General features: G+C 63.1%; 24 protein-coding genes. 13 read left to right on the top strand and 11 right to left on the bottom strand.

All coding sequences use genetic code 11. The annotated features are described in order from the left end of the window. Positions 1–6: 6 nt before the first annotated feature. On the bottom strand, positions 7–609 hold the full coding sequence (locus C5J22_RS29565) for a superoxide dismutase (protein ID WP_046607192.1): 603 nt from the start codon (positions 607–609) through the stop codon (positions 7–9). A 189-nt stretch (positions 610–798) separates the two neighbouring features. Between C5J22_RS29565 and C5J22_RS29560 the strand changes: the two genes are divergently transcribed. From C5J22_RS29560 to C5J22_RS29545, 4 genes are all read left to right on the top strand, one after another. Continuing rightward, entirely contained in the window at positions 799–1,122 is a 324-nt protein-coding gene (locus C5J22_RS29560) for a hypothetical protein (RefSeq protein WP_105441164.1), read from the top strand. 237 nt (positions 1,123–1,359) lie between these two features. Continuing rightward, positions 1,360–2,091: a sulfite exporter TauE/SafE family protein gene (locus C5J22_RS29555; RefSeq protein WP_105441191.1), complete on the top strand. Its 732-nt coding sequence runs from the start codon at positions 1,360–1,362 to the stop codon at positions 2,089–2,091. Positions 2,092–2,219: 128 nt separating this feature from the next. Continuing rightward, positions 2,220–2,507, top strand: coding sequence for a type II toxin-antitoxin system ParD family antitoxin (locus tag C5J22_RS29550; RefSeq protein WP_105441163.1), 288 nt, complete (start codon positions 2,220–2,222; stop codon positions 2,505–2,507). Next, on the top strand, positions 2,504–2,821 hold the full coding sequence (locus C5J22_RS29545; protein WP_105441162.1) for a type II toxin-antitoxin system RelE/ParE family toxin: 318 nt from the start codon (positions 2,504–2,506) through the stop codon (positions 2,819–2,821). Before C5J22_RS29550 ends, C5J22_RS29545 begins: the two co-directional genes overlap by 4 nt. Positions 2,822–2,857: 36 nt before the next feature. On the opposite strand, the gene C5J22_RS29540 is transcribed toward C5J22_RS29545, so the two are convergent. After that, positions 2,858–3,742, bottom strand: coding sequence for a branched-chain amino acid aminotransferase (locus C5J22_RS29540; RefSeq protein WP_105405154.1), 885 nt, complete (start codon positions 3,740–3,742; stop codon positions 2,858–2,860). A 191-nt stretch (positions 3,743–3,933) separates the two neighbouring features. Between C5J22_RS29540 and tam the strand changes: the two genes are divergently transcribed. Next, positions 3,934–4,704 carry a trans-aconitate 2-methyltransferase gene (gene tam, locus C5J22_RS29535; protein WP_105441161.1) on the top strand — a complete coding sequence of 257 codons (771 nt, stop codon included), beginning with the start codon at positions 3,934–3,936 and terminating at the stop codon, positions 4,702–4,704. Positions 4,705–4,713: 9 nt separating this feature from the next. Here tam and C5J22_RS31415 read toward each other — a convergent pair whose 3' ends face one another. Then, entirely contained in the window at positions 4,714–4,860 is a 147-nt protein-coding gene (locus C5J22_RS31415) for a hypothetical protein (RefSeq protein WP_172717276.1), read from the bottom strand. 19 nt (positions 4,861–4,879) lie between these two features. Continuing rightward, on the bottom strand, positions 4,880–5,773 hold the full coding sequence (locus C5J22_RS29530) for an alpha/beta fold hydrolase (RefSeq protein ID WP_371412685.1): 894 nt from the start codon (positions 5,771–5,773) through the stop codon (positions 4,880–4,882). A 233-nt stretch (positions 5,774–6,006) separates the two neighbouring features. Here C5J22_RS29530 and C5J22_RS29525 point away from each other — a divergent pair, with 233 nt between their 5' ends. Together C5J22_RS29525 and C5J22_RS29520 are read left to right on the top strand one after the other, a co-directional pair. Then, positions 6,007–6,738: a gamma-glutamylcyclotransferase gene (locus C5J22_RS29525; protein WP_105441159.1), complete on the top strand. Its 732-nt coding sequence runs from the start codon at positions 6,007–6,009 to the stop codon at positions 6,736–6,738. A gap of 134 nt (positions 6,739–6,872) precedes the next feature. Then, complete coding sequence (locus tag C5J22_RS29520) at positions 6,873–7,532, top strand: glutathione S-transferase family protein (RefSeq protein WP_105441158.1); 660 nt, start codon at positions 6,873–6,875, stop codon at positions 7,530–7,532. 50 nt (positions 7,533–7,582) lie between these two features. Here C5J22_RS29520 and C5J22_RS29515 read toward each other — a convergent pair whose 3' ends face one another. Further along, on the bottom strand, positions 7,583–7,918 hold the full coding sequence (locus tag C5J22_RS29515) for a hypothetical protein (RefSeq protein WP_105405138.1): 336 nt from the start codon (positions 7,916–7,918) through the stop codon (positions 7,583–7,585). A gap of 107 nt (positions 7,919–8,025) precedes the next feature. Next, positions 8,026–8,919, bottom strand: a complete 894-nt coding sequence (locus tag C5J22_RS29510) for a LysR family transcriptional regulator (RefSeq protein ID WP_105418960.1) — start codon at positions 8,917–8,919, stop codon at positions 8,026–8,028. A gap of 364 nt (positions 8,920–9,283) precedes the next feature. Between C5J22_RS29510 and C5J22_RS29505 the strand changes: the two genes are divergently transcribed. The 4 genes from C5J22_RS29505 (at position 9,284) to C5J22_RS29490 (ending at position 12,796) form a co-directional block, all read left to right on the top strand. Next, complete coding sequence (locus C5J22_RS29505; RefSeq protein ID WP_105441157.1) at positions 9,284–10,480, top strand: MFS transporter; 1,197 nt, start codon at positions 9,284–9,286, stop codon at positions 10,478–10,480. Positions 10,481–10,504: 24 nt separating this feature from the next. After that, complete coding sequence (locus tag C5J22_RS29500; RefSeq protein WP_105441156.1) at positions 10,505–11,542, top strand: aldo/keto reductase; 1,038 nt, start codon at positions 10,505–10,507, stop codon at positions 11,540–11,542. Between the two features lie 103 nt (positions 11,543–11,645). Further along, the gene (locus C5J22_RS29495; protein ID WP_105441155.1) at positions 11,646–12,473 is read left to right on the top strand and encodes an aldo/keto reductase; all 828 of its coding nucleotides are present in this window, start codon (positions 11,646–11,648) and stop codon (positions 12,471–12,473) included. Positions 12,474–12,541: 68 nt separating this feature from the next. Beyond that, on the top strand, positions 12,542–12,796 hold the full coding sequence (locus C5J22_RS29490) for a BrnA antitoxin family protein (RefSeq protein ID WP_105441154.1): 255 nt from the start codon (positions 12,542–12,544) through the stop codon (positions 12,794–12,796). A gap of 36 nt (positions 12,797–12,832) precedes the next feature. On the opposite strand, the gene C5J22_RS29485 is transcribed toward C5J22_RS29490, so the two are convergent. The 4 genes from C5J22_RS29485 to C5J22_RS29470 form a co-directional block, all read right to left on the bottom strand. Then, entirely contained in the window at positions 12,833–13,876 is a 1,044-nt protein-coding gene (locus C5J22_RS29485) for a magnesium transporter CorA family protein (protein WP_105441153.1), read from the bottom strand. A gap of 280 nt (positions 13,877–14,156) precedes the next feature. Then, a complete protein-coding gene (locus C5J22_RS29480; protein ID WP_105441152.1) occupies positions 14,157–14,441 on the bottom strand; it encodes an acylphosphatase in 285 nt (94 codons plus the stop codon). Between the two features lie 177 nt (positions 14,442–14,618). After that, positions 14,619–15,008 carry a hypothetical protein gene (locus C5J22_RS29475; protein ID WP_007764435.1) on the bottom strand — a complete coding sequence of 130 codons (390 nt, stop codon included), beginning with the start codon at positions 15,006–15,008 and terminating at the stop codon, positions 14,619–14,621. Between the two features lie 89 nt (positions 15,009–15,097). Next, on the bottom strand, positions 15,098–16,081 hold the full coding sequence (locus C5J22_RS29470) for a YihY/virulence factor BrkB family protein (protein WP_105441151.1): 984 nt from the start codon (positions 16,079–16,081) through the stop codon (positions 15,098–15,100). A gap of 116 nt (positions 16,082–16,197) precedes the next feature. Between C5J22_RS29470 and C5J22_RS29465 the strand changes: the two genes are divergently transcribed. Continuing rightward, the gene (locus C5J22_RS29465) at positions 16,198–17,772 is read left to right on the top strand and encodes a helicase HerA-like C-terminal domain-containing protein (protein ID WP_105441150.1); all 1,575 of its coding nucleotides are present in this window, start codon (positions 16,198–16,200) and stop codon (positions 17,770–17,772) included. A gap of 193 nt (positions 17,773–17,965) precedes the next feature. Here the strand turns inward: C5J22_RS29465 and C5J22_RS29460 are convergent, their stop codons facing one another. After that, positions 17,966–18,271 (bottom strand): alkylphosphonate utilization protein, encoded by a 306-nt coding sequence (locus C5J22_RS29460; protein WP_105441149.1) that lies wholly within the window; start codon positions 18,269–18,271, stop codon positions 17,966–17,968. A gap of 426 nt (positions 18,272–18,697) precedes the next feature. Here C5J22_RS29460 and C5J22_RS29450 point away from each other — a divergent pair, with 426 nt between their 5' ends. After that, positions 18,698–20,218, top strand: a complete 1,521-nt coding sequence (locus C5J22_RS29450) for an ABC-F family ATP-binding cassette domain-containing protein (protein ID WP_105441147.1) — start codon at positions 18,698–18,700, stop codon at positions 20,216–20,218. Positions 20,219–20,350: the final 132 nt, after the last annotated feature.

Here is a 20,350-nt window from a genome sequence, read left to right as displayed (position 1 = left end):
GCCGGATTATTTCGTGGCGGCTTCGTAGCGCTCGAGGACGTAGTCCCAGTTGATCAGGCTGTCGACGAAGGCTTCGAGGTATTTCGGGCGGGCGTTGCGGTAGTCGATGTAATAGGAATGTTCCCAGACGTCGACGCCGAGGATCGGCTCGGCACCGTGAACCAGCGGGTTCTCGCCGTTCGGGGTCTTGGAGATGACGAGCTTGCCGTCTTTCACCGAAACCCAGGCCCAGCCGGAGCCGAACTGGGTCGTGCCGGCGGCGATCAGGTCAGCCTTGAACTTGTCGTAGCCGCCGAGATCGGAGGCGACTGCTGCTTCGAGCTTGCCCGGCAGCTTGGTGCCGCCGCCGCCCTTCTTCATCCACTTCCAGAAATGCACGTGGTTGTAATGCTGGGCGGCATTGTTGAAGAGGCCCTGGTTGGTGCCGAAGGACTTCTTGACGACTTCCTCGAGCGACAGATCGGCCATGCCGGCTTCGGCAGCAAGCTTGTTGCCGTTGTCGACATAAGCCTTGTGGTGCTTGTCGTGGTGGAATTCGAGCGTCTCTTTCGACATGAAGGGCGAAAGAGCTTCGTAGTCGTAGGGGAGTTCGGGAAGTTCGAAGGCCATTGGTCTACTCCTTGTTCGATAGCTACCTGGGTTCGGCAGATACCTGGGCATAGCGTCGTGCGGGAACATAGGAGCGGAGGGGCCAAGAGGCAACGGTGAACTTGCCAAAAATCAAGCCGATTGGGTCAAGAACTTGCGGAAATTTCGAGATACAAGAAACGGGCCAGATCACGATTCGGAGCCCGTTCGATGAAGACCACTTCCGCTCTCGCAGCCGCCCTCCTCGCATCCAGCGTCACCGTCGCGCACGCCTCCTCGGACGACGCATGGTCCGGTTTCCAGGCCGAGGTCGCCAAGGCTTGCGTGACCGCCGCCAAGGGGCTGATCGAGAACGGCAAGGCGCTCGTCGATCCCTTCGGCAGCCAGAGCTACGGGCTGGCCGTCGTCTCCGGCAAGGCGGTCGGCGCCAAGGTGACGATCAGCACCCTCTGCGCCTTCGACAAGAAAACCCGCAAGGCCGAGATCGGCGGCGAAATCTCCGCCGACAAGCTGACGGTGAAGACGGGGAAGTAGTTCGCGGCCATGCCCGTCCGGCTCTCCGCCGGCATCAGGTACAGGTCCAAAGACGATGCGATCCCTTGTCGGGTCGATGCAACCCTGCATCCAACCGTCGGAGGTCGTTCTGCTTTTTCGAATAACTGAGGCGAAATCCTCTGGTCTGCCCGACGGTAAAACGGGAACCTTTCTTCGCGCCTGCGAATTGAAAGCAAACGCCCTTGGCAAAGAGGAGGCTGCATGTCGTTCGACTTCCTGACGTCCGATTTCCTGATCTTCGTCGCCATCGGCTTTTTCGCACAGATCGTCGACGGGGCGCTCGGCATGGCTTTCGGGGTGCTGACGACGACCAGCCTACTTGCCGTCGGCGTGGCGCCCGCGGCGGCAAGCGCCATGACCCACGTGACCGAGTGTTTCACCACCGCGGCCTCGGGATTGTCGCATCTCTATAACCGCAATGTCGATTGGCGGCTGGTGGCAAGGCTTGCACCGGCTGGCATGGTCGGCGGGGCGATCGGCGCCTACGTCCTGTCGAATATCGACGGCAAGGCGATCGAACCCTTCGTCTCCGCCTATCTGATCGCCGTCGGCCTGTTCATCCTCTACAAGGCCTTTCAACCGAAATGGCCGCGCGACGTGCGCGACTGGATCGTGCCCTTTGTGGGCGGCGGGGGCGGGCTGCTCGATGCGATGGGCGGCGGCGGATGGGGACCGATCGTGACGAGCTCGCTGCTCGGCCGTGGCCACGATCCCAAAAAGGTGATCGGCTCCACGAACCTGACCGAATTTTCCGTCACCACGGTGATTTCCGCAACCTTCATCGTGGCGCTCGGCTGGTCGGAACTCTCCTCCGCCCTCGGCCTCATCCTCGGCGGCATTCTGGCGGCGCCGATCGGCGCCTTCATCGTCCGCTACCTGCCGGTCAAACCCCTGATGATCGCCGTCTCGATGATCATCATCGGCACGGCTGCGGTCAGGCTTGTGTGAGGAGGCATGGCGGGGCAGCAGACGCGGGATTGCCTGCAGCACCGTGCTTCCAACGGCAATAAAGCCGGCAGCGAAATAGCGCGCCTTGCCCGATTGTGATAGGCTTGCCCGCGAACAGGAACCGACCGATGCGCCCGAACCGATCGATTACCATCTCCCTGCCGGAAGACATGGCCGAACTCGTCCAGAAGAAGGTCGCATCCGGCGAATTTGCCGACGAGAGCGAGGTCATCGCCGAAGGATTGCGGTATCTGGCGGATCACGATGCGGGAATAGAGAGCTGGCTGCGGGACGAGGTCGTGCCGGCGCTGAGAGCGCATGACGCCGATCCCAGCAGGGGGCGCACAATCGAAGAGACGAGAAAAGAACTTGAAGACTACATGCGGACCAAGGATCGAAGATCGATCGGTGCATGAAATATTCAGTCATCCTCTCCTTGGAAGCTCGTCTGGATCTGGCTGATCTGTTCGATTACCTCTCAGGCAAGACCGGAGATGATTTCGCGCGTGCTTACATCCGCAGGATCATGGACCATTGCAATGGCTTCAGCACTCTCCCCAAGCGGGGAACCCTCCGCAACGACATAGAGCCGGGCTTGAGGCTCGTGGGGTACCGCCGAAAAGCAACCATCGCCTTTCGCGTGGATGAGAATACCGTCACGATTGCTCGTATTCTTTATGGTGGCAAAAGCCTCACCGGCGCGGACGACATCGAGGACGACGAATTCTGACTTGTCCCCTGTGTCGCACGCCGCCGCCTGGAGGTTTCAGGCCTCGTCGCCGGGGGAGCGGGCCCAGTCCATGTAGAGTTCCAGCGCCTTGCGGGCGACCGGGCCTTCCTGGAGCTGGCGTTCCTCGAAGCGGTTGACCGGGACGATCTTGGAATAGTTGCCGGAGGTGAAGATCTCGTCGGCATCCATGAAATCCGCGACCGTCAGCGTCGTCTCGCGCACGTCGAACCCGCCGCGGCGCAGCAGGTTGATGACCCGCGCACGGGTGATGCCGGCAAGGAAGGTGCCGTTGGCGATCGGCGTCATGATCACTCCGTCCTTGACCATGAAGATGTTCGAGGAGGCGGTCTCGGCGACATTGCCGTTCATGTCGCGGGCGAGCGCATTGTCGAAGCCGCGGCCGCGGGCTTCCATGATCATGCGGCCGCTATTGGGATAAAGGCTGCCGGTCTTGGCGCCGGTCATCGCCACTTCCGGGTTCGGGCGGCGATAGGGCGAGACGGTGAGCGACGAGGGTTTGGCGGTCTGCATCGGCGCCTCGAACAGGCAGAGCGCGAAACGGGTCGATTCCGGGTCGGCGGTGACGACGCTGTAGGGCATGCCGTGTTCAGACCAGTACATCGGCTTGATGTAGATCGCCGTCTTGCCATCGAATTTCTTGATGCCTTCCCAGGCGAGCGCCTCGATCTCCTCGGGCTGCATCACCGGCTTCATGCCCATGTTCGTGGCCGACCGGTTGACGCGCTGGCAATGCAGGTCGATGTCCGGGGCAATGCCGTCGAACCAGCGGGCGCCGTCGAACACGGTGGAGCCGAGCCACATGGCATGCGAGGTGGGGCCGATCAGCTTCGGATTGCCCTCCAGCCATTCGCCATCCACGAACGTCCAGGTGGTGGTGCGGGGGGCGGTGTTGACGGACATGGTGATCTCCTCGGTCATTCTCGGGGTCATTCTGACGCTTCAAAATTGCGGGGTGAGTGAAGTCCGGGCTCGCGGCAGAGGTCAAGCGATAATATGAAATGGATCATCACAAAAATTGATATTTTTGCCCATGGAGACCAGGGTGTCGGAGTGCCATGTTCCATCGAAACGAACACTTGAGGAAGACGCTCATGGCATGGTCGGCGGAGCAATATGTGAAATTCGAGGACGAGCGGACGCGGCCGGCGCGCGATCTTCTGGCGCAGGTACCGCTCGGCTCGGTGGCCCATGCCTACGACCTCGGCTGCGGCCCGGGCAATTCGACGGAGCTGATCGCGGAACGTTTCGGGGCGGCCAATGTCGCCGGCCTCGACAGCGACGACAACATGCTGGCGGCGGCCCGCAAGCGCCTGCCCGGCACGCAATTCACCAAGGCCGATCTGAATACCTGGGTGCCGGATGAGCCGGCCGACCTGCTTTACGCCAATGCGGTCTTCCAGTGGGTGCCGGACCATATTTCCGTACTCGCCCGGCTTATGGACCACCTGAGGCCCGGCGGCGTGCTCGCGGTGCAGATGCCGGACAACCTCTCCGAACCCAGCCATGTGCTGATGGAGGAAACCGGTGCGGCCGGCCCGTGGAAGGCGGCCTTCGAAGGTGGCCGGGTGCGCCGCTCGGTGCTGCCGCCGCCCGGGGCGTATTTCGAGCGGCTGATGCCGAAATCCGCCCGGATCGACGTCTGGCACACGGTCTATTACCACCCGCTCGCCAATGCGCCCGCGATCGTCGAATGGGTCAGGGCGACCGGGCTGCGGCCCTATCTCGACGCCGCCGGCCCTGCCCATGCGGAAGCCTTTGCGGCCGACTACACCGCCCGCATCGCCGGGGCCTACCCGCCGATGGCCGACGGGCGGGCGCTGTTGCGCTTCCCGCGGTTCTTCATCATCGCGGTCAAGGCGTGAAGAGCGGCTTCAAGGGGTGCCCGGAGGCGGGGCCAGCGGGTTCTGCTGCTGGGGCGGCGTCGCTTCTATCCGGCCATTACCGGGGTCATTCATCCAACCGATACTCAATACACAGCCGATGAGGATCAACAGCACCGCGATAAAAAGCCAACGCATCAAATTCCTCCGCCGGCCATCAACCGGAATGCACCCGACCAAGGAAATCGCGGATGAGCGGTGCGACTTCGTCGAGATTGGTTTCCAGCAGCCAATGACCACCATCGAGAAGATGAAGTTCCGCCCTGGGCAGGTCGCGCAGAAAGGCGCGGGCGGATTTTTCCGGCATATAGCCGTCCTGTGGACCCCAGACGATCAGGGTGGGCGGCTGGCGGTCGCGCAGATATTGCTGATAACGCGGAAACCAGGCGACATTCTCGCGCAGCGCGGCGATGACATCGACGGCGATCTGCCGCCGCCGTTCGTCCATCAGGGCCCAATGCAGCTTCCAAAGGTCGGGCGAGATGCGCTCGGCGATCTCCGGCCGGACCTCGTTGAGGAACTCTTCCCTGAAACCCTCCTCGCTGACGGCGCCCGCGATCTCGCGGCGCCCCTCCTCGGTCGGGTTGCGCCAGAACTCCTGCAGGCCGGCATATTTGGGACCGAGCGCGTCCTCGTAGATATCGCCGTTCTGGACAATCAGCGCGGCGATCTTCTCGGGGCGCCGGATCGCCAGGCGAAGACCGATCTGCGACCCGAAATCGTGGAGGTAGAGCGCGAACCGATCGAGGCCGAGCGTCTGCGTGAACGTATCGAGAAAATCGGCAAAACCGTCGAAATCGTAGGCAAAGCCGGAGGGCGTGTCGGTATAGCCCGAGCCCGGAAAATCCGGCGCGACCAGATGCCAGCGATCGGCAAGCCGCGGCATCAACTCGCGGAACTCATAGGACGAGCACGGATAGCCGTGCGGCAGCAGAAGCACGGGCGCACCGGCCCTGCCCGCCTCCCGGTAAAACACCTTCATGCCTTTGAGATCGAGCCACTTGTGTTTCACCCGCACGCGATCTGGCGGGGCTTCGGTGGTCATATCCATGATCATCGCTCCTTGAACCGTCAGCTCTTCAAGAATGGTTCATGCTGGAAATGTTCCGTGACCATTTCGTGGCGCCAGGCCGACTTTCGTCCCGCGGACGGTGCCGGAAGGTCTCCTGCGTTCGTGGCCCGGGCCTCGGCCGCAGTGCAGCAAGACGGTTGACTCAGGCCTGATCGGCTTGCACTCTCGAACCTTGCCGTTTTGTCGTCCTGCCCGAAAAGCCGTTCGAAGCCATGCCGAAACAATCCACATTGTCGCTGACGCAGGATCTGGTCGATCTCTGCTTCCGCGAGGAAGCAGACCCTGGCCCACCCGCCACCTGGGAGCCGCTGACCGACGACGACTACATTCAGATCGCCGATCGCCTTGCGGCGGAAATCGGCGAGAATCCGCTCTGGGTCTTTGCCTATGGCTCGCTGATCTGGAAGCCGGGCTTCGACAGCATCGCCTGCCAGCGCGCCGCCGCGTTCGGCTGGCATCGCTCCTTTTCGCTGAGGATCGAGCGCGGCCGGGGCTCGCCGACACAGCCGGGGCTGATGATGATGCTGTCGCGCGGCGGCCGCTGCGACGGGGTGATCTACCGCGTGGCCGATGACGACAAACGCGTCCAGATCGAAAAAGCGCTGCGCCGTGAGGTCAGCCATCGCGACAGCCTCACCTCGTTCCGCTGGCTGCCGGTCCGGACCCAGGCCGGTGAGACCGTGCGGGCGCTGACCTTCTGGGTCGGCGGCACCAGCAAACGCATCATCCGGCCGCTTCTGCCGCTCGACGAGGTCGCAAAGGTTCTGGCCCGCGCCTGCGGGCATCGGGGATCGTGTGCCGAATATCTCTACAATACCGTCGTGCATCTCGCCGAATTCGGCATCAACGACCGCAATCTCTGGCGGCTGCAGGAAATGGTGGCGAAGGAAATTCGCAGGATGCATGTGCGGGAGGCGGTTGAGGCGGTCAGCGTGGTGGCGTGAGCCGAGAGGCGGTGCCGTCTTGCTCGGCAGCAGACGGTTGGAATCGTGCCTCAGCACAAAACCGATTGCAAAAAGCAATCGGCTGAGTTATCCGTAAACCAGTTTCACTTCGCAATCGGTTATGGGAGACCGTCATGCGTCCGGTTCTGTATTCGCATCCATTTTCGTCTTACTGCCAGAAGGTGCTCACCGCGCTCTATGAGAACGGCACCGAGTTCGACACCCGCATGCTCGGGCCGGAGGATCCTTCGGCCTACGAGGACCTCTGCAGCATGTGGCCGGTGAAGCGTTTCCCGGTCCTGCTCGACGGGGAGAAACGGGTCTTCGAATCGTCGATCGTCATCGAATATCTGGATCTTCATTATCCCGGCCCGGTGAAGCTGATCCCCGACGATGCGGATGCGGCGCTCGATGTGCGGATGATGGACCGCTTCTTCGACAACTACATTTCCACCCCGCAGCAAAAGGTGGTCTTCAACGCCATCCGGCCGGAAGAGCACCGCGATCCATACGGCGTGCAGGAAGCGCTCGGCATGCTGGATGCCGCCTATGGCTGGCTGGACGAACGGATGGCGGGCCGGGAATGGGCGGCGGCCGATGCGTTCAGCCTGGCCGATTGCGCCGCGGCGCCTGCCCTCTTTTACGCGGACTGGACGCACCGGATCGGTGAGCAGTTTGCCAATGTGCGGGCCTATCGCAGCCGGCTGCTCGCCCGGCCGTCTTTTGCGCGTGCGGTGGACGAGGCCCGGCCCTACCGCCCGTTCTTCCCGCTCGGCGCGCCGGACAGGGACTAGGACGGGTCGGCTATCCGGGTGCCGACCCGGCCCAGCATTCCCCGCAACGGTCAGAACGTGCTCTCGGTCGCCAGGACGTGGCCGTTCATGGCAGCCCAGATCATCCGTACCTCGCGGCGAAGCACGGCGCTGGGACGAACGCCGCCATTGCCATAGTTCTTATATTTATCGCGGTAAGCTGCAATAAAGACTTCGACGGCCTCCACGACTTCCGCGTGCTGTTCCACGCGGCGGCGCAGCGCTTCCTTCTCCGCATGAAGGATTTCGAAGCTCTGGACGATAAGCCGCAGGTCTTCCAGCGGCACGTTTACGTGTGGGTACTCCGACGAATCGGCGATTACCTCCGCCCGCAGACGGGCGATGATGTCGTTCAGTTGGTCACTCATGCCGGGATTCTCCTGAACCCGGGATTTGGGTACGGAAATGGACCAAAGCAAGGCAAAACCGTGGCCCGAAAGACACGTTTGCCGATCAACACGACCGGAACGGTCTCTTAAAGTCGTGCCGCGAGGAAGTCGATATAGGTGCGGATGCGCAGGGCGAGGTGCTCGTGGCCGGCATAAACGGCATGGATTTCCTCGATGTCTTCCGGGTTGAAATCCTCCAGAACCGGCACGAGACGGCCGGCCTCGATATCCGGCTCCACATGGAAACGCCCGACGCGGCCGATGCCGAGGTGATCCAGGCAGAACTGCCGGATGATCGAGCCGTTGCTCGCCTTCAGGTTTCCGGAAACCGGCAACAGCTCCCGGCTGCCGGTTTTCGGATCACGAAAAGGCCAGCCTTCGACCGCCCGCCGGAAATTGAAATTGATGCAGTTGTGATGGATGAGCTCGGCCGGCATCTTCGGGACACCGTGACGCTCCAGATAACCCGGCGATGCGATCACCACTTGGCGGCTCTCGCCCAGCTTTCGCGCCATCAGGGACGAGTTGCGCATCGGCCCGTGGCGGATGGCGATATCGACCCGCTCGCGGATCAAATCGACGATGTCGTCGGTCAGCGTGATATCGAGCTGCACATCCGGGAAAAGCTGCTGGAATTCGCAGGTGAGCGGCAGGACATAACGTTCTCCGAAGCCGACCGAAGCGTTGATCGACAGCGGCCCGCGCGGCAGCGTCCGGCCGCCGCCGGAGACCATCTCTTCCGTATCGGCGATCTCGGCCAGTATGCGCTGCGCCCGCGCCAGATAGGTCTCCCCCTCCGGCGTCAGCTGCAGCATGCGGGTGGAACGGACCACAAGGCGCGTGCCGAGCCGATCCTCCAGCCGGGTCACGAGCTTGCTGACCGCGGACGGAGAGAGTTTCAGCTTTCGCCCCGCGGCGGAAAAGCTCTTCAGCTCGGCTGCCAGCGCAAAGACTTCCATTTCACCGGCGCGGTTATCCATTCCTCATCACCTGTGATTTCAATTCACAAATGATTATCCGCTTATGCGGCTACACAGGCAAGTCCGAGATGACGATATTGCGGTGCAGAAGGCCTCCTTGTCACCCAGGGCCCCCTCATCCGCCTGCCGGCACCTTCTCCCCGCTGAGGAGAAGAGGAGATGTCGTGACCATATCCGTTCCTCTTGGCCCTCGTGGAAAAGAAGAGCGGACCTGTTCGCGACTATTCCTCCGCGCTTATGGCGAGATGTGAACGGGACCGTACGGCATGCCTCTTCTCCCCGGGGAGAAGGTGCCGGCAGGCGGATGAGGGGGCTTCACCAACGATAATCAATTCCTTCCTCCCAGGGACAAGGACCCAAGCCAATGCCTCTCGCTCTCTACGCGCTGACGGCCGGTGCCTTCGGCATCGGGGTCACCGAATTCGTCATCATGGGCCTGCTGATCGACGTCAGCAAAGATCTCGGCGTGTCGATCTCGGCCGCCGGCCTCTTGATCTCCGGTTACGCGCTCGGCGTCGTCGCCGGCGCGCCCATTCTCGGCATGCTGACCGGCAAATGGTCGCGCAAGACCCTGCTGATGAGCCTGATGGTGGTGTTCACCGTCGGCAACCTCGCCTGTGCGCTGGCACCCGACTACTGGACGCTGATGGCCGCCCGGGTGCTCACCGCATTCGCGCATGCCTCGTTCTTCGGCGTCGGCTCGGTGGTCGCCACCAGCCTGGTTGCCCCGAACAAAAAGGCTTCGGCCATCGCCATCATGTTCACCGGCCTGACGGTCGCCAACATTCTCGGCGTGCCCTTCGGCACCTGGCTCGGCCAGGCCTTCGGCTGGCGCTCGACCTTCCTTGCGGTCACCCTGATCGGCATCGTCGCGCTCGCCGTCATCGCGCTCTTCGTTCCGAAGGACAAGGCCGCGGACAATCAGGAGGAAAGCTCGCAAGGCGCGCTTGCCGTGCTCGGCCGCCGCTCGGTCCTGCTCGGGCTCTTGATTACCGTGCTGAGTTGGGCCGGCGTGTTCGCGGGCTTCACCTACATCGCGCCGATCCTCACCGAGATCACCGGCTTTTCGGAAGCCGCGGTCTCGCCGATCCTGCTCGTCTTCGGCGGCGGTCTGGTGATCGGCAACCTTGCCGGCGGCTGGCTTGCCGACCGTCATCTGGTGCCGACCATCGTCGCCAGCCTCATCGCGCTCTCCGTCGTGCTGCTGGCATTGACGGCCGCGATCCACCAGCCGGTGCTCGCCGTCATCGCCATCGGCCTGTTCGGCGCCGCAGCCTTCGCCACCGTCTCGCCGTTGCAGATCTGGGTGCTGCAGAAGGCCGAAGGCGCCGGCCAGGGGCTTGCCTCGTCGTTCAACATCGCCGCCTTCAACCTCGGCAATGCGATCGGCGCCTGGCTCGGCGGCGTGGTCATCGACCATGGCCCCGGTCTCGGCTCGGTCACGCTGATCGCCGGCCTCGTGCCGCTTGCAGCGCTTGCCGTCGCCCTCTTCGCCATCCGGCTGGACAAGCGCGAAATCGCCATAAGCGGCAACCCCGCCCTCTCCTGCCCGGCCGAATAGTTTTCACACTCGAGGATCACGACCATGGAATACCGCAATCTCGGACAATCCGGCCTCAGGGTGCCGGTCCTAAGCTTCGGAGCCGGCACGTTCGGCGGCTCCGGCCCGCTGTTCAGCCACTGGGGCACGACCGACGTCGAAGAAGCCCGCCGCCTTGTCGACATTTGCCTCGAGGCCGGCGTCAACCTGTTCGATACGGCCGACGTCTATTCGGCCGGCGCTTCGGAAGAGGTGCTCGGTGAGGCGATCAAGGGCCGGCGGAGCGAGGTGCTGATCTCCACCAAGGCCAGCCTGCCGATCGGCGACGGGCCGAACGACTGGGGCTCGTCGCGATCCCGCCTGATCGGCGCGGTGGATGCGGCCCTGAAGCGGCTCGGCACCGATCATATCGATATCTTCCAGCTGCATGCCTTCGATGCCTCGACGCCGGTCGAAGAGGTCGTCTCGACGCTCGACCAGCTCGTGAAGGACGGCAAGCTGCGTTACATCGGCGTCTCGAACTTCTCCGGCTGGCAGATCATGAAGTCGCTCGCCGCCGCCGAGAAACATAGCTGGACGCGTTATGTCGTGAACCAGGTCTATTATTCGCTGGTCGGCCGCGACTACGAATGGGACCTGATGCCGCTGGGACAGGACCAGGGACTCTGCGCGCTGGTGTGGAGCCCGCTCGGCTGGGGACGCCTCACCGGCAAGATCAGCCGCGGCAAGCCGCTTCCGGAAGGCAGCCGGCTGCATGAGACGGCGGATTTCGGCCCGCCAGTCGAAGACGAGCTGCTCTACCGGGTTGTCGATGCGCTGCAGGTGGTGGCGGATGAGACGGGCAAGACGGTGCCGCAGGTGGCGATCAACTGGCTCACCAGCCGGCCGACCGTCTCCTCGGTAATCATAGGCGCCCGCAACGAGGAGCAGCTTCGCCAGAATCTGGGATCCGTCGGCTGGTCGCTGACTGCGGAACAGATCGGCAGGCTGGATGCGGCAAGCACTGTCACCGCCCCCTACCCGCACTTCCCCTATCGGCGCCAGGAAGGCTTTGCCCGCCTCAACCCGCCGCTTGCCGGTTGACGCCTGCTGAAATCAAGGTGGTTGATCCGCCACCGAATCGGTCCATGTAATACGGGCCTCATTTGGCCCGGCCGTATGCCGGGCTTCCCCATAGGAGTTCCATATGTTCACAGTCAGCGCCAACGGCGCCAACATTCCCGCCCTCGGTTTCGGCACGTTCCGCATGCCCGACGAGGACGTCGCCCGCGTGCTGCCGGAGGCCCTGAAGCTCGGTTTCCGCCATGTCGATACCGCGCAGATTTACAAGAACGAGGCAGCCGTCGGCGATGTGCTTTCGAAGTCCGGCATCCCCCGCGCCGACATCTTTCTCACCACCAAGGTCTGGGTCGACCGCATCGGCCATGCCGCCTTCCTCGCCTCGGTCGACGAGAGCCTGGCCAAGCTGAAGACCGACTATATCGACCTGCTTCTCCTCCACTGGCCGCAGAGCGAGATGCCGCTCGCCGACCGCATGGGCGCGCTGAACGCGCTCAAAGAGGCCGGCAAGGTGAAGAATATCGGCGTCTCCAATTTTTCCGTCGCGCTGATCGCCGAAGCGGTGAAGCTTTCGGATGCACCGCTTGCCACCAACCAGGTGGAATACCATCCCTATCTCGACCAGACGAAGGTTCTGGCCGAAGTCGCCAGGCACGGCATGTCGCTGACCGCCTATTACCTGATGGCGAACGGCGCAGTGCCCGGCGACGCGGTGCTGAAGGACATCGGCGCCAAGCACGGCAAGACGGCGGCGCAGGTGACGCTGCGCTGGGCGATCCAGCAGAAGGACGTGATCGCGCTTTCCAAGACCGCGACCGTTTCCCGCCTACCGGAAAATTTCGACGTGTTCGATTTCGCGCTGTCGGAGGACGAGATGCAGGCGATCCACGCACTCGCCAAGCCGACCGGCCGCATCGTCAGCCCGGGCCACCTGGCGCCGGAATGGGATCTTTGACGTTCGCCGACAAACTGACATGATGCGCCGGAAATCTCCGGCGCATTTTTCGTTTCCGAGGAAAGCCAATGACCGAGAGCAAAAAGCCTATGGTCCGCGACTCGCTGGCCATTGAGGATGATGCGCCGGATTTGACGGAAAGCCCGTGGGCGGAAAAGCTGACGGCGGCGCCAGTCATCCGCGGCCGTCCCAAAAGCGAGCAGACCAAGGTGTCGACAACGATCAGGTTGGACGCGGATGTGCTGGAAGGTTTCAGGGCCGCTGGACCGGGCTGGCAGTCCCGTATCAACGACGTCCTGAGGGAATGGCTTGCCAGGAGATGAGAAAGGCCGCCGGAAACATCCGGAGGCCTTCCTTGCTTACAGCCAGCCTCTCCGTTTGAAATACAGATAGGGCATGGCCATCGAGAAGATCATCAGCGCGATCGCGGCGTGATAGCCGTAGTGCCATTGCAGCTCCGGCTGATAGGCGAAGTTCATGCCGTAGATCGAGGCGACCAGCGTCGGCGGCAGGAAGACGACCGAGGCGACCGAGAAGATCTTGATGATCTGGTTCTGTTCGAGATTGATCAGCCCCAGCGTCGCGTCGAGCAGGAAATTGATCTTGCCGGACAGGAAAGCCGAGTGATCGCCGAGCGAGGTGGCGTCCCGCTGCAGCAGTTTCAGGCGCTGGCGCAATTCCTTCGACAGCTTGCGGTCGACTCCGTCGAGCGCTGCGTAATAGGCGACGACCCTGGAGACGCTGACGAGGCTTTCGCGTACGACGGTAATGAACTCGCCCTTCTGGCCGACCTCGCGGATGAGGTCCTGCAGGTCGCGGGTCTTCTTGTTGGCCTTGGCGGCCTTGGTCGAAAAGACTTCCTGGGAAATCTGGTCGATCTCGGTGCCGAGCCGTTCCAGCGTATCGGCCATGCGGTCGATGATCGCCTCGATCAGCCCGGTCATAATCAGTTCGCCGTAACCGCAATGCAGGCCGGCGCCGTTCGGCTTGCGGGCGCGCGCCATGAAGGCATCGAAGGGGCGCGGCTCGGCATAACGAACGGTGACCAGGACCTGACCCTTGACGATGAAGGTGACGGGGACCTTCCGCGGCGTGCCGGCGTCGGGCCTGGTCAGCACCGTCATGGTCATGAACTCGGCGCCGTCCTCCTGGTAGAGGCGGGCGGAGAGTTCGATATCCTCCATCTCGTCGATGGTCGGCACGGTGATGCCGACGCGCTCGCCGACGATGCGTTCCTCGTCGGGTGTGGGGCTGACGAGGTCGTACCAGACGACTGCAGGGGTTGCGAGGGCGGGCGTGACCGGTGCCGACGGATCGGTAGCGACCGGCGCTACGGCAACGGCCGGCACATCGGAAGCGACGGAAACAAGGCGATCAAGGTCGTAGGCATGGATGCGCAGCATGACGGCTCCTTTTTCGGACCATCGGTCCCTTCGGAGCGCGCATCCTTTCAAGCAAGGACTAGAGCCCCGGAGGAACGGGTCGGTATGATGACGTCGAACTTCGACTGTCGGGGTTCATCTCAATTGTCCTTTGAAAGAGTGGCACCCGGTCGGGCGTCACTTCGCTTTTGCAAATGTGCCTTAGAGGATGAAAAGTCAATGGCTTTTCTGTCGCAGCCGAGCCCAAAACAACTGCCGCCGCTTCGGGCCGGATAACCGGCAAACCGAGCGATCGGCCGGGTCATCTGGTGATCCGGAAGCCGACCGGCTTTTCCGCGAGCGTCGCCGGTTGTCGCTCCGCACCGGAGACCGAAGCGCCGGGCGGACCGTGCCGAAAACGCTCGAGCATTTGCGATATGCAGGCGGTTGACCCCGCGAGCAGAGCAAGGACGGAGCCATCCGGCTCGTTGCGGACCCAGCCCGTCAAACCCAGCCGTTCCGCCTCCTCGCGGGTCCAGGCACGGAAACCGACGCCTTGCACCCTTCCCGTTATCCGCACCATGGCGGCCTCTTCATCATCGGACATGGCAACCTCCCATCTTGGGGCCACTCTCTCATTGACATGGAGAGCGCGAAACCGAGGACAAGCCTGCAAGGGTGCCGACGGTATCCGATTGGCCCCTCGCCGGCCCCATCGCCTTGGATAAGACAAAAAAGCCGCCGGCCTCGCGGCCGACGGCTTGGAAAAGTCGAAGGATGCAGATCAGACGAACTGCGACAGGCCTGGGACCGAAGCGATGACCGTATCGACGACCTCGTCGCCGGCGTGTTCGCGGGCGACCGCCATGGTTTCCTTGGCAAGGCCGGTGATCTCGCCCATGCCGAGACCCTGGCTCATCAGCTGCTGGCCGAGCGCCATGACGCCGCCGCCGAAGCTTGCCATCAGGCCGCCGAGGAGACCGCCGCCGCCGGCACCTTCGCCGTTGAACTTGGCAACCAGTTCGGAAGCACCGGGGATCGCCTCGATCATCTTGGCAACCGCGCCGTCATCGGCCTCGCGCTGCAGGAAACCGAGCATCATGCCGATCGCCTTTTCGGCGACGTCAGGGGCAATGCCGACATTCTCGGCGACGCGGGAAACCAGTTCGTTCATCAATCTCTCCTCGGGTTTTGACGTTAACGTCAAGGTAATACACACAGTCTTTGCCGAAGCCAACAGGGAGCGTGAAGCATCTCCAGGCTTCATGCGTCGCCGGAACTCTCGCCCACTGTATCGGCCATGTAGGCGCCGCGGGCACCCAAGGGCACCGGTGTGCCGGTGGTCGAATCGCGGGCCGTCTGGTGTTCGAGTTCGGCATTGATCTCGGCACCGACGATGACGATGATGACCGATATCCATGTCCAGACCATGAAACCGATCAGCGCGCCGAGCGTGCCGTAGGTGGCGTTGTAGTCGGCAATATTCCCCAGATAGAAGGAAACCGCAATCGAGGCGGCGAGCCATGCGACGGTCGAGAATGCCGCACCCCAGGTGAGCCACTTGACTTTGGCCGGCTCGCGGCTCGGGCCGAAGCGGTAGAGCATCATGATCCCGCCGGCCACGAACAGCATCATCACCGGCCAGCGCGCCAGCCGGATGGTGATTTCCGTGAAGCGATCGAGCCAGAGATAACGCAGCACCGCCGGCACGACGCCCATCGCAAACAGGATGACGATCGCCAGCAAAAGCGCGCCGAGCGTGAAGAGAAGCGAGATGAGGTTGAGGCGGACGATGCTGCGCTTTTCCTCTTCCGCATAAGCGACGTTCATCGCCTCGAACAGCGCCTTCATGCCGTTGTTGGCGCTCCACAGCGCCAGCGCCAGACCGCCGATCAGGGCGATCGACAGCGTCGTGTTGCGCTCCGACGTCAGCGCCCGCAACTGCTCAAGAAAGATGTTGAGGCCGTCCGCCGGCATGACGGAGCTTAGGAAGGTGATTCGGTCGACGATCGCCGAGGGATCCGCGACGAAACCGTAAAGGGAGACGAGCGCGCTTGCCGCCGGAAACAGCGCCAGCAGCAGATAATAGGTGACGCCCGCGGCGATCAGCATGATGCGGTCCCTGGTGACGCCGGCATAGACGCGCCAGAAGACGTCCTTCAGGCCCGTGGAGGGAATCTCTTGCGGGGAATCGGCCTCACGGCCTCTGTCGGTTTCCAATGCGGCCGCCCTTTCGCCGGTCGTCATGCCTACCCAGCCTTCCCTCGCAAGCGGGCGCGGGCCGATCTCGTTGCCGTTGCCCGGCGCCTCCGCACATCCTATAAGCAGTTGCCACAGAACGCGGTCAGGGAGCGCATAGTTGCATGGACAATACGGGAAAGCTCTTCATCGGCGGCAGCCGCAAGCCGGACGATTCGCTCAATAAGGCTGAATATCTGGAACTGAAGTTCGGCAATCGCCACGGTCTCGTCACCGGCGCCACCGGCACCGGCAAGACGGTGACCCTGCAGGTTCTCGCCGAAGGTTTTTCGAAGGCCGGCGTGCCCGTGTTCGCCGCCGACATCAAGGGCGACCTGTCCGGCATCGCCATGAAGGGCGAAGCGAAGGATTTTCTCCTGAAGCGCGCCGAGCAGATCGGCTTTGCGGACTATGATTTCGAACAGTTCCCGGTGATCTTCTGGGATCTGTTCGGCGAAAAGGGCCACCGGGTGCGCACCACCATCGCCGAAATGGGGCCGCTCTTGCTGTCGCGCCTGATGGATGCATCCGAGCCGCAGGAAGGCGTCATCAACATCGCCTTCAAGATCGCCGACAAGGCGAACCTGCCGCTGCTCGACCTCAAGGATTTCGCCTCGCTGCTGAATTACATGGCCGAGAATGCCAGCGAGCTGTCGAGCCAGTTCGGGCTGATCTCGAAAAGCTCCGTCGCCTCGATCCAGCGCGGGCTGCTGGTGCTCGAACAGCAGGGCGCCGAGCATTTCTTCGGAGAGCCGGCGCTGAAGATTTCAGACATCATGCGCACCAACCCGAACACCGGCTACGGGCAGATTTCGGTGCTCGCGGCCGACAAGCTGATGATGAACCCCAGGCTTTACGCGACCTTCCTTCTGTGGCTGCTCTCGGAACTGTTCGAGGAACTGCCGGAAGTGGGCGATCCGACCCAGCCGAAGCTGGTATTCTTCTTCGACGAGGCGCATCTGCTCTTCAACGATGCGCCAAAGGTGCTGACCGAGCGCGTCGAACAGGTGGTGCGCCTGATCCGCTCCAAGGGCGTCGGCGTCTATTTCGTCACCCAGAACCCGCTCGACGTGCCGGAAACCGTGCTCGCCCAGCTCGGCAACCGGGTGCAGCACGCGCTGCGCGCCTATACGCCGCGCGAGCAGAAGGCGGTGAAGACGGCGGCCGACACGTTCCGCCCCAACCCCGATTTCGACTGCGCCACGGCGATCACCAATCTCGGCACCGGCGAGGCGCTGGTCTCGACGCTCGAAGGCAAGGGTGCGCCTTCCATCGTGGAACGCACGCTGGTGCGCCCGCCATCCGGACGCATCGGCCCGCTTTCCGACCAGGAGCGGCAGATGATCATCGACAAGAGCCCTGTGCTCGGCCTCTATGACGAGGACATGGACCGCGAATCCGCCTTCGAAATCCTCGCCGCCCGCGCCAAGCAGGCTGCCGATGCGGCCGCCGCCAGAAAGGCTCAGGACGAGCTGCAATCCGCCCCGCCCGCCGGTTCCGGCGAGACGACCGGCTGGACCCTGCCGGGCTTCGGCGGCAGCAAGGACGACGACAACGACCAGGGCCGCGCCCAGCCGCGTCGCTCCGGCTACCAGCGCGAAACGATCATCGAAGCGGCGATGAAAAGCGTGACGCGGACGGTTGCGACGCAAGTCGGCCGGGCGATCGTGCGCGGGATCTTGGGGAGCTTGAAGCGGTAGGCGGCGTTTGGGAGCTGGCGACTTGAGGCTTCTTCTCCCCGGCGGGGAGAAGGTGGCCCGAAGGGTCGGATGAGGGGGCCTGCACCGCGGGCTCTGCCTTTCGCCTCTCACTCAAGGCGTCGCTTTGCTCCTCCCCCTCATCTGCCCTGTCGGGCATCTTCTCCCCGAGGGGAGAAGAGAGAGGGATAGGTTCTCACCGCTTGCGCACGAACTCCGTCCGCAGCACCAGGCCCTTGATCGCCTCATGGCGGCAGTCGATTTCTTCGGGGTTGTCGGTCAGCTTGATCGACTTGATGACCGTGCCCTGCTTCAGGGTCTGGCCGGCGCCCTTGACCTTGAGGTCCTTGATCAGGGTGACGGAATCGCCGTCCTTGAGGACGGTTCCGGATGCGTCGCGAACCTCGGCGACACCGGCACCTGCGGCCGCAGCCAGTTCGGAGGCCGGGCGCCAGTCGCCGGTCGCTTCGTCGTAGACGTATTCGTCATCATCGCCAGCCATCGGCGTCTCTCCTGAAAATCAACAATTCGCCAGTCGGCGATGGCCGCTTATAACAGCCGAACCGTCCCGGGCAAGCTCTGCTGCAACAAGCCGGCCTGGTATGGTCCGGTTGCATTCGCCTGAGTGCGATGGTATTTCGCCAATGTGCTTTTCAAGAGAAAGGAGGACCACGTGCACAATTTCTATTTCCGGTATTACCGGACACGTGGTCCCGTCGACGCCCTGCAAATGCGTTTGCAGGGCTGACCAGAGGCCGTTTCTCTTAAAATACCCTCTTCCTGGTCTGCCCTTCGTGGCCCGCAGCGCCGAGCGCCCGCTCGTGCATAGCTGCGATTTCCGAACACGCTGCAAACTGTGCATGACATCGATGATGGCCGCGAGTGCCCGCGATGTCCTGTGTCTGCAAGCCAAGACCAGAGAACGACAATGAGCCTCATCAACCTCCGCAACCTCGGAATTACCCTTTCCAGCCCGCTGTTTTCCGGGCTCAACCTCAGCGTCAATGCCGGCGACCGGATCGGCATCGTCGCGGCCAACGGGCGCGGCAAGTCCACGCTCTTGAAATGCATCGCCGGCACGCTCGATGCGAGCGAGGGCGAGATCACCAGAAGCCGGGGACTGACGATCGGCATGGTGGAGCAGAACGTGCCCCCTGCCCTGATGCAGGCGAGTTTTCGCGAAGCCGTGCTCCAGGCGCTCCCGGCAGACCAGATCGACAGCGAAAGCTGGCGCGCCGATGTCGCGCTCGAAGGCATGGACGTGCCGGAGGAGTTGCGTGAGCGGCCGCTTGCTGCGCTGAGCGGCGGCTGGCAAAGACTGGCGCTGATCGCGCGGGCCTGGGTGACCGAGCCGGACGCGCTGCTGCTCGACGAGCCAACCAACCATCTCGATCTTGCCAAGATCGCGCTTCTGGAAGACTGGCTGAACGCGCTCCCCCGCGACATGCCGGTGATCCTGTCGAGCCATGACCGTGCCTTCCTCGACACCGTGACCAACCGCACGCTTTTCCTGCGGCCGGAGAACTCTCAAGCCTTCTCCCTGCCCTACTCCCGAGCGCGGGCAGCGCTCGACGAGGCGGATGCGGCGGATGCGAAGCGTTACGAACGCGACATGAAGACGGCCGATCAGCTGCGCCGGCAGGCGGCGAAGCTGAAGAATATCGGCATCAATTCCGGCAGCGACCTGCTGGTCGTCAAGACCAAGCAGCTGAAAGAACGCGCCGAAAAGCTGGAGGATACGGCCAAGCCGGCGCATCTTGAACGCTCCGCCGGCGCCATCCGCCTCGCCAATCGGGGTACCCATGCCAAGGTGCTGGTGACGCTGGAGGATGCGGCGGTAACGACGCCGGACGGTACCCTTCTGTTCAAGACCGGCAAGCAGTTCATCTGCCAGGGTGACCGGATCGTGCTGCTCGGCCGCAACGGAACCGGCAAGACGCGGCTGGTGACTATGCTGCGCCGGGCGATCGCCGAATCTTCGTCAACGATCGGCGGCATCAAGGCGACGCCGACGCTGATCCTCGGCTATGGCGACCAGTCGCTCGCAGATCTCGACGACCGGCAGACGCCGCACGAAACGATCATCCACCGGTTCGACATCGGCGACCAGAAGGCCCGTTCACTGCTCGCCGGCATCGGTATCACGGTGGAGATGCAGGCGCGGCCGGTGGCAGAGCTTTCGGGCGGGCAGAAGGCGCGGCTCGGCCTTTTGGCGCTGCGGCTGCGCGAGCCGAATTTCTACCTGCTCGACGAACCGACCAACCATCTCGACATCGACGGGCAGGAGGCGCTGGAAAGCGAGCTGATGGGGCACCAGGCAAGCTGCCTGCTGGTCTCCCACGACCGCAGTTTCGTGCGCGCCGTCGGCACCCGTTTCTGGCAGGTGGAAGGCCGGCGGCTGGTCGAGGTGGAGGAGCCGGAGAACTTCTTTACGGCGAGCCGTGGCTGACTCGATAGAAATTGCTCCTCACCCTTTTCCCCGCTCGCGATAGGGCGATAGCATGTGAGGGGACGACGGTGCGTGGAGCCCCTCCCCCTTGTGGGGAGGGGTTGGGGAGGGGCCTTCAACCAGTATAAAAAC

The organism is Neorhizobium sp. T25_13 (genome assembly GCF_002968675.1).
In the GTDB taxonomy this organism is placed as follows: Bacteria; Pseudomonadota; Alphaproteobacteria; order Rhizobiales; family Rhizobiaceae; genus Neorhizobium; species Neorhizobium tomejilense.
Note: the sequence above shows the minus strand (reverse complement) of the source record. Positions and strands in the feature narration are given on the sequence as shown.

What these genes read in the sequence shown, in the direction of transcription:
- C5J22_RS29565 (WP_046607192.1), bottom strand. Translation starts at nt 609, where the DNA reads ATGGCCTTCGAACTTCCCGAACTCCCCTACGACTACGAAGCTCTTTCG.
- C5J22_RS29495 (WP_105441155.1), top strand. Translation starts at nt 11,646, where the DNA reads ATGTTCACAGTCAGCGCCAACGGCGCCAACATTCCCGCCCTCGGTTTC.
- C5J22_RS29450 (WP_105441147.1), top strand. Translation starts at nt 18,698, where the DNA reads ATGAGCCTCATCAACCTCCGCAACCTCGGAATTACCCTTTCCAGCCCG.
- C5J22_RS29485 (WP_105441153.1), bottom strand. Translation starts at nt 13,876, where the DNA reads ATGCTGCGCATCCATGCCTACGACCTTGATCGCCTTGTTTCCGTCGCT.
- C5J22_RS29465 (WP_105441150.1), top strand. Translation starts at nt 16,198, where the DNA reads ATGGACAATACGGGAAAGCTCTTCATCGGCGGCAGCCGCAAGCCGGAC.
- C5J22_RS29490 (WP_105441154.1), top strand. Translation starts at nt 12,542, where the DNA reads ATGACCGAGAGCAAAAAGCCTATGGTCCGCGACTCGCTGGCCATTGAG.
- C5J22_RS29540 (WP_105405154.1), bottom strand. Translation starts at nt 3,742, where the DNA reads ATGTCCGTCAACACCGCCCCCCGCACCACCACCTGGACGTTCGTGGAT.
- C5J22_RS29515 (WP_105405138.1), bottom strand. Translation starts at nt 7,918, where the DNA reads ATGAGTGACCAACTGAACGACATCATCGCCCGTCTGCGGGCGGAGGTA.
- C5J22_RS29470 (WP_105441151.1), bottom strand. Translation starts at nt 16,081, where the DNA reads ATGACGACCGGCGAAAGGGCGGCCGCATTGGAAACCGACAGAGGCCGT.
- C5J22_RS31415 (WP_172717276.1), bottom strand. Translation starts at nt 4,860, where the DNA reads ATGCGTTGGCTTTTTATCGCGGTGCTGTTGATCCTCATCGGCTGTGTA.
- tam (WP_105441161.1), top strand. Translation starts at nt 3,934, where the DNA reads ATGGCATGGTCGGCGGAGCAATATGTGAAATTCGAGGACGAGCGGACG.
- C5J22_RS29510 (WP_105418960.1), bottom strand. Translation starts at nt 8,919, where the DNA reads ATGGATAACCGCGCCGGTGAAATGGAAGTCTTTGCGCTGGCAGCCGAG.
- C5J22_RS29460 (WP_105441149.1), bottom strand. Translation starts at nt 18,271, where the DNA reads ATGGCTGGCGATGATGACGAATACGTCTACGACGAAGCGACCGGCGAC.
- C5J22_RS29545 (WP_105441162.1), top strand. Translation starts at nt 2,504, where the DNA reads ATGAAATATTCAGTCATCCTCTCCTTGGAAGCTCGTCTGGATCTGGCT.
- C5J22_RS29530 (WP_371412685.1), bottom strand. Translation starts at nt 5,773, where the DNA reads ATGGATATGACCACCGAAGCCCCGCCAGATCGCGTGCGGGTGAAACAC.
- C5J22_RS29525 (WP_105441159.1), top strand. Translation starts at nt 6,007, where the DNA reads ATGCCGAAACAATCCACATTGTCGCTGACGCAGGATCTGGTCGATCTC.
- C5J22_RS29480 (WP_105441152.1), bottom strand. Translation starts at nt 14,441, where the DNA reads ATGTCCGATGATGAAGAGGCCGCCATGGTGCGGATAACGGGAAGGGTG.
- C5J22_RS29475 (WP_007764435.1), bottom strand. Translation starts at nt 15,008, where the DNA reads ATGAACGAACTGGTTTCCCGCGTCGCCGAGAATGTCGGCATTGCCCCT.
- C5J22_RS29520 (WP_105441158.1), top strand. Translation starts at nt 6,873, where the DNA reads ATGCGTCCGGTTCTGTATTCGCATCCATTTTCGTCTTACTGCCAGAAG.
- C5J22_RS29560 (WP_105441164.1), top strand. Translation starts at nt 799, where the DNA reads ATGAAGACCACTTCCGCTCTCGCAGCCGCCCTCCTCGCATCCAGCGTC.
- C5J22_RS29505 (WP_105441157.1), top strand. Translation starts at nt 9,284, where the DNA reads ATGCCTCTCGCTCTCTACGCGCTGACGGCCGGTGCCTTCGGCATCGGG.
- C5J22_RS29500 (WP_105441156.1), top strand. Translation starts at nt 10,505, where the DNA reads ATGGAATACCGCAATCTCGGACAATCCGGCCTCAGGGTGCCGGTCCTA.
- C5J22_RS29550 (WP_105441163.1), top strand. Translation starts at nt 2,220, where the DNA reads ATGCGCCCGAACCGATCGATTACCATCTCCCTGCCGGAAGACATGGCC.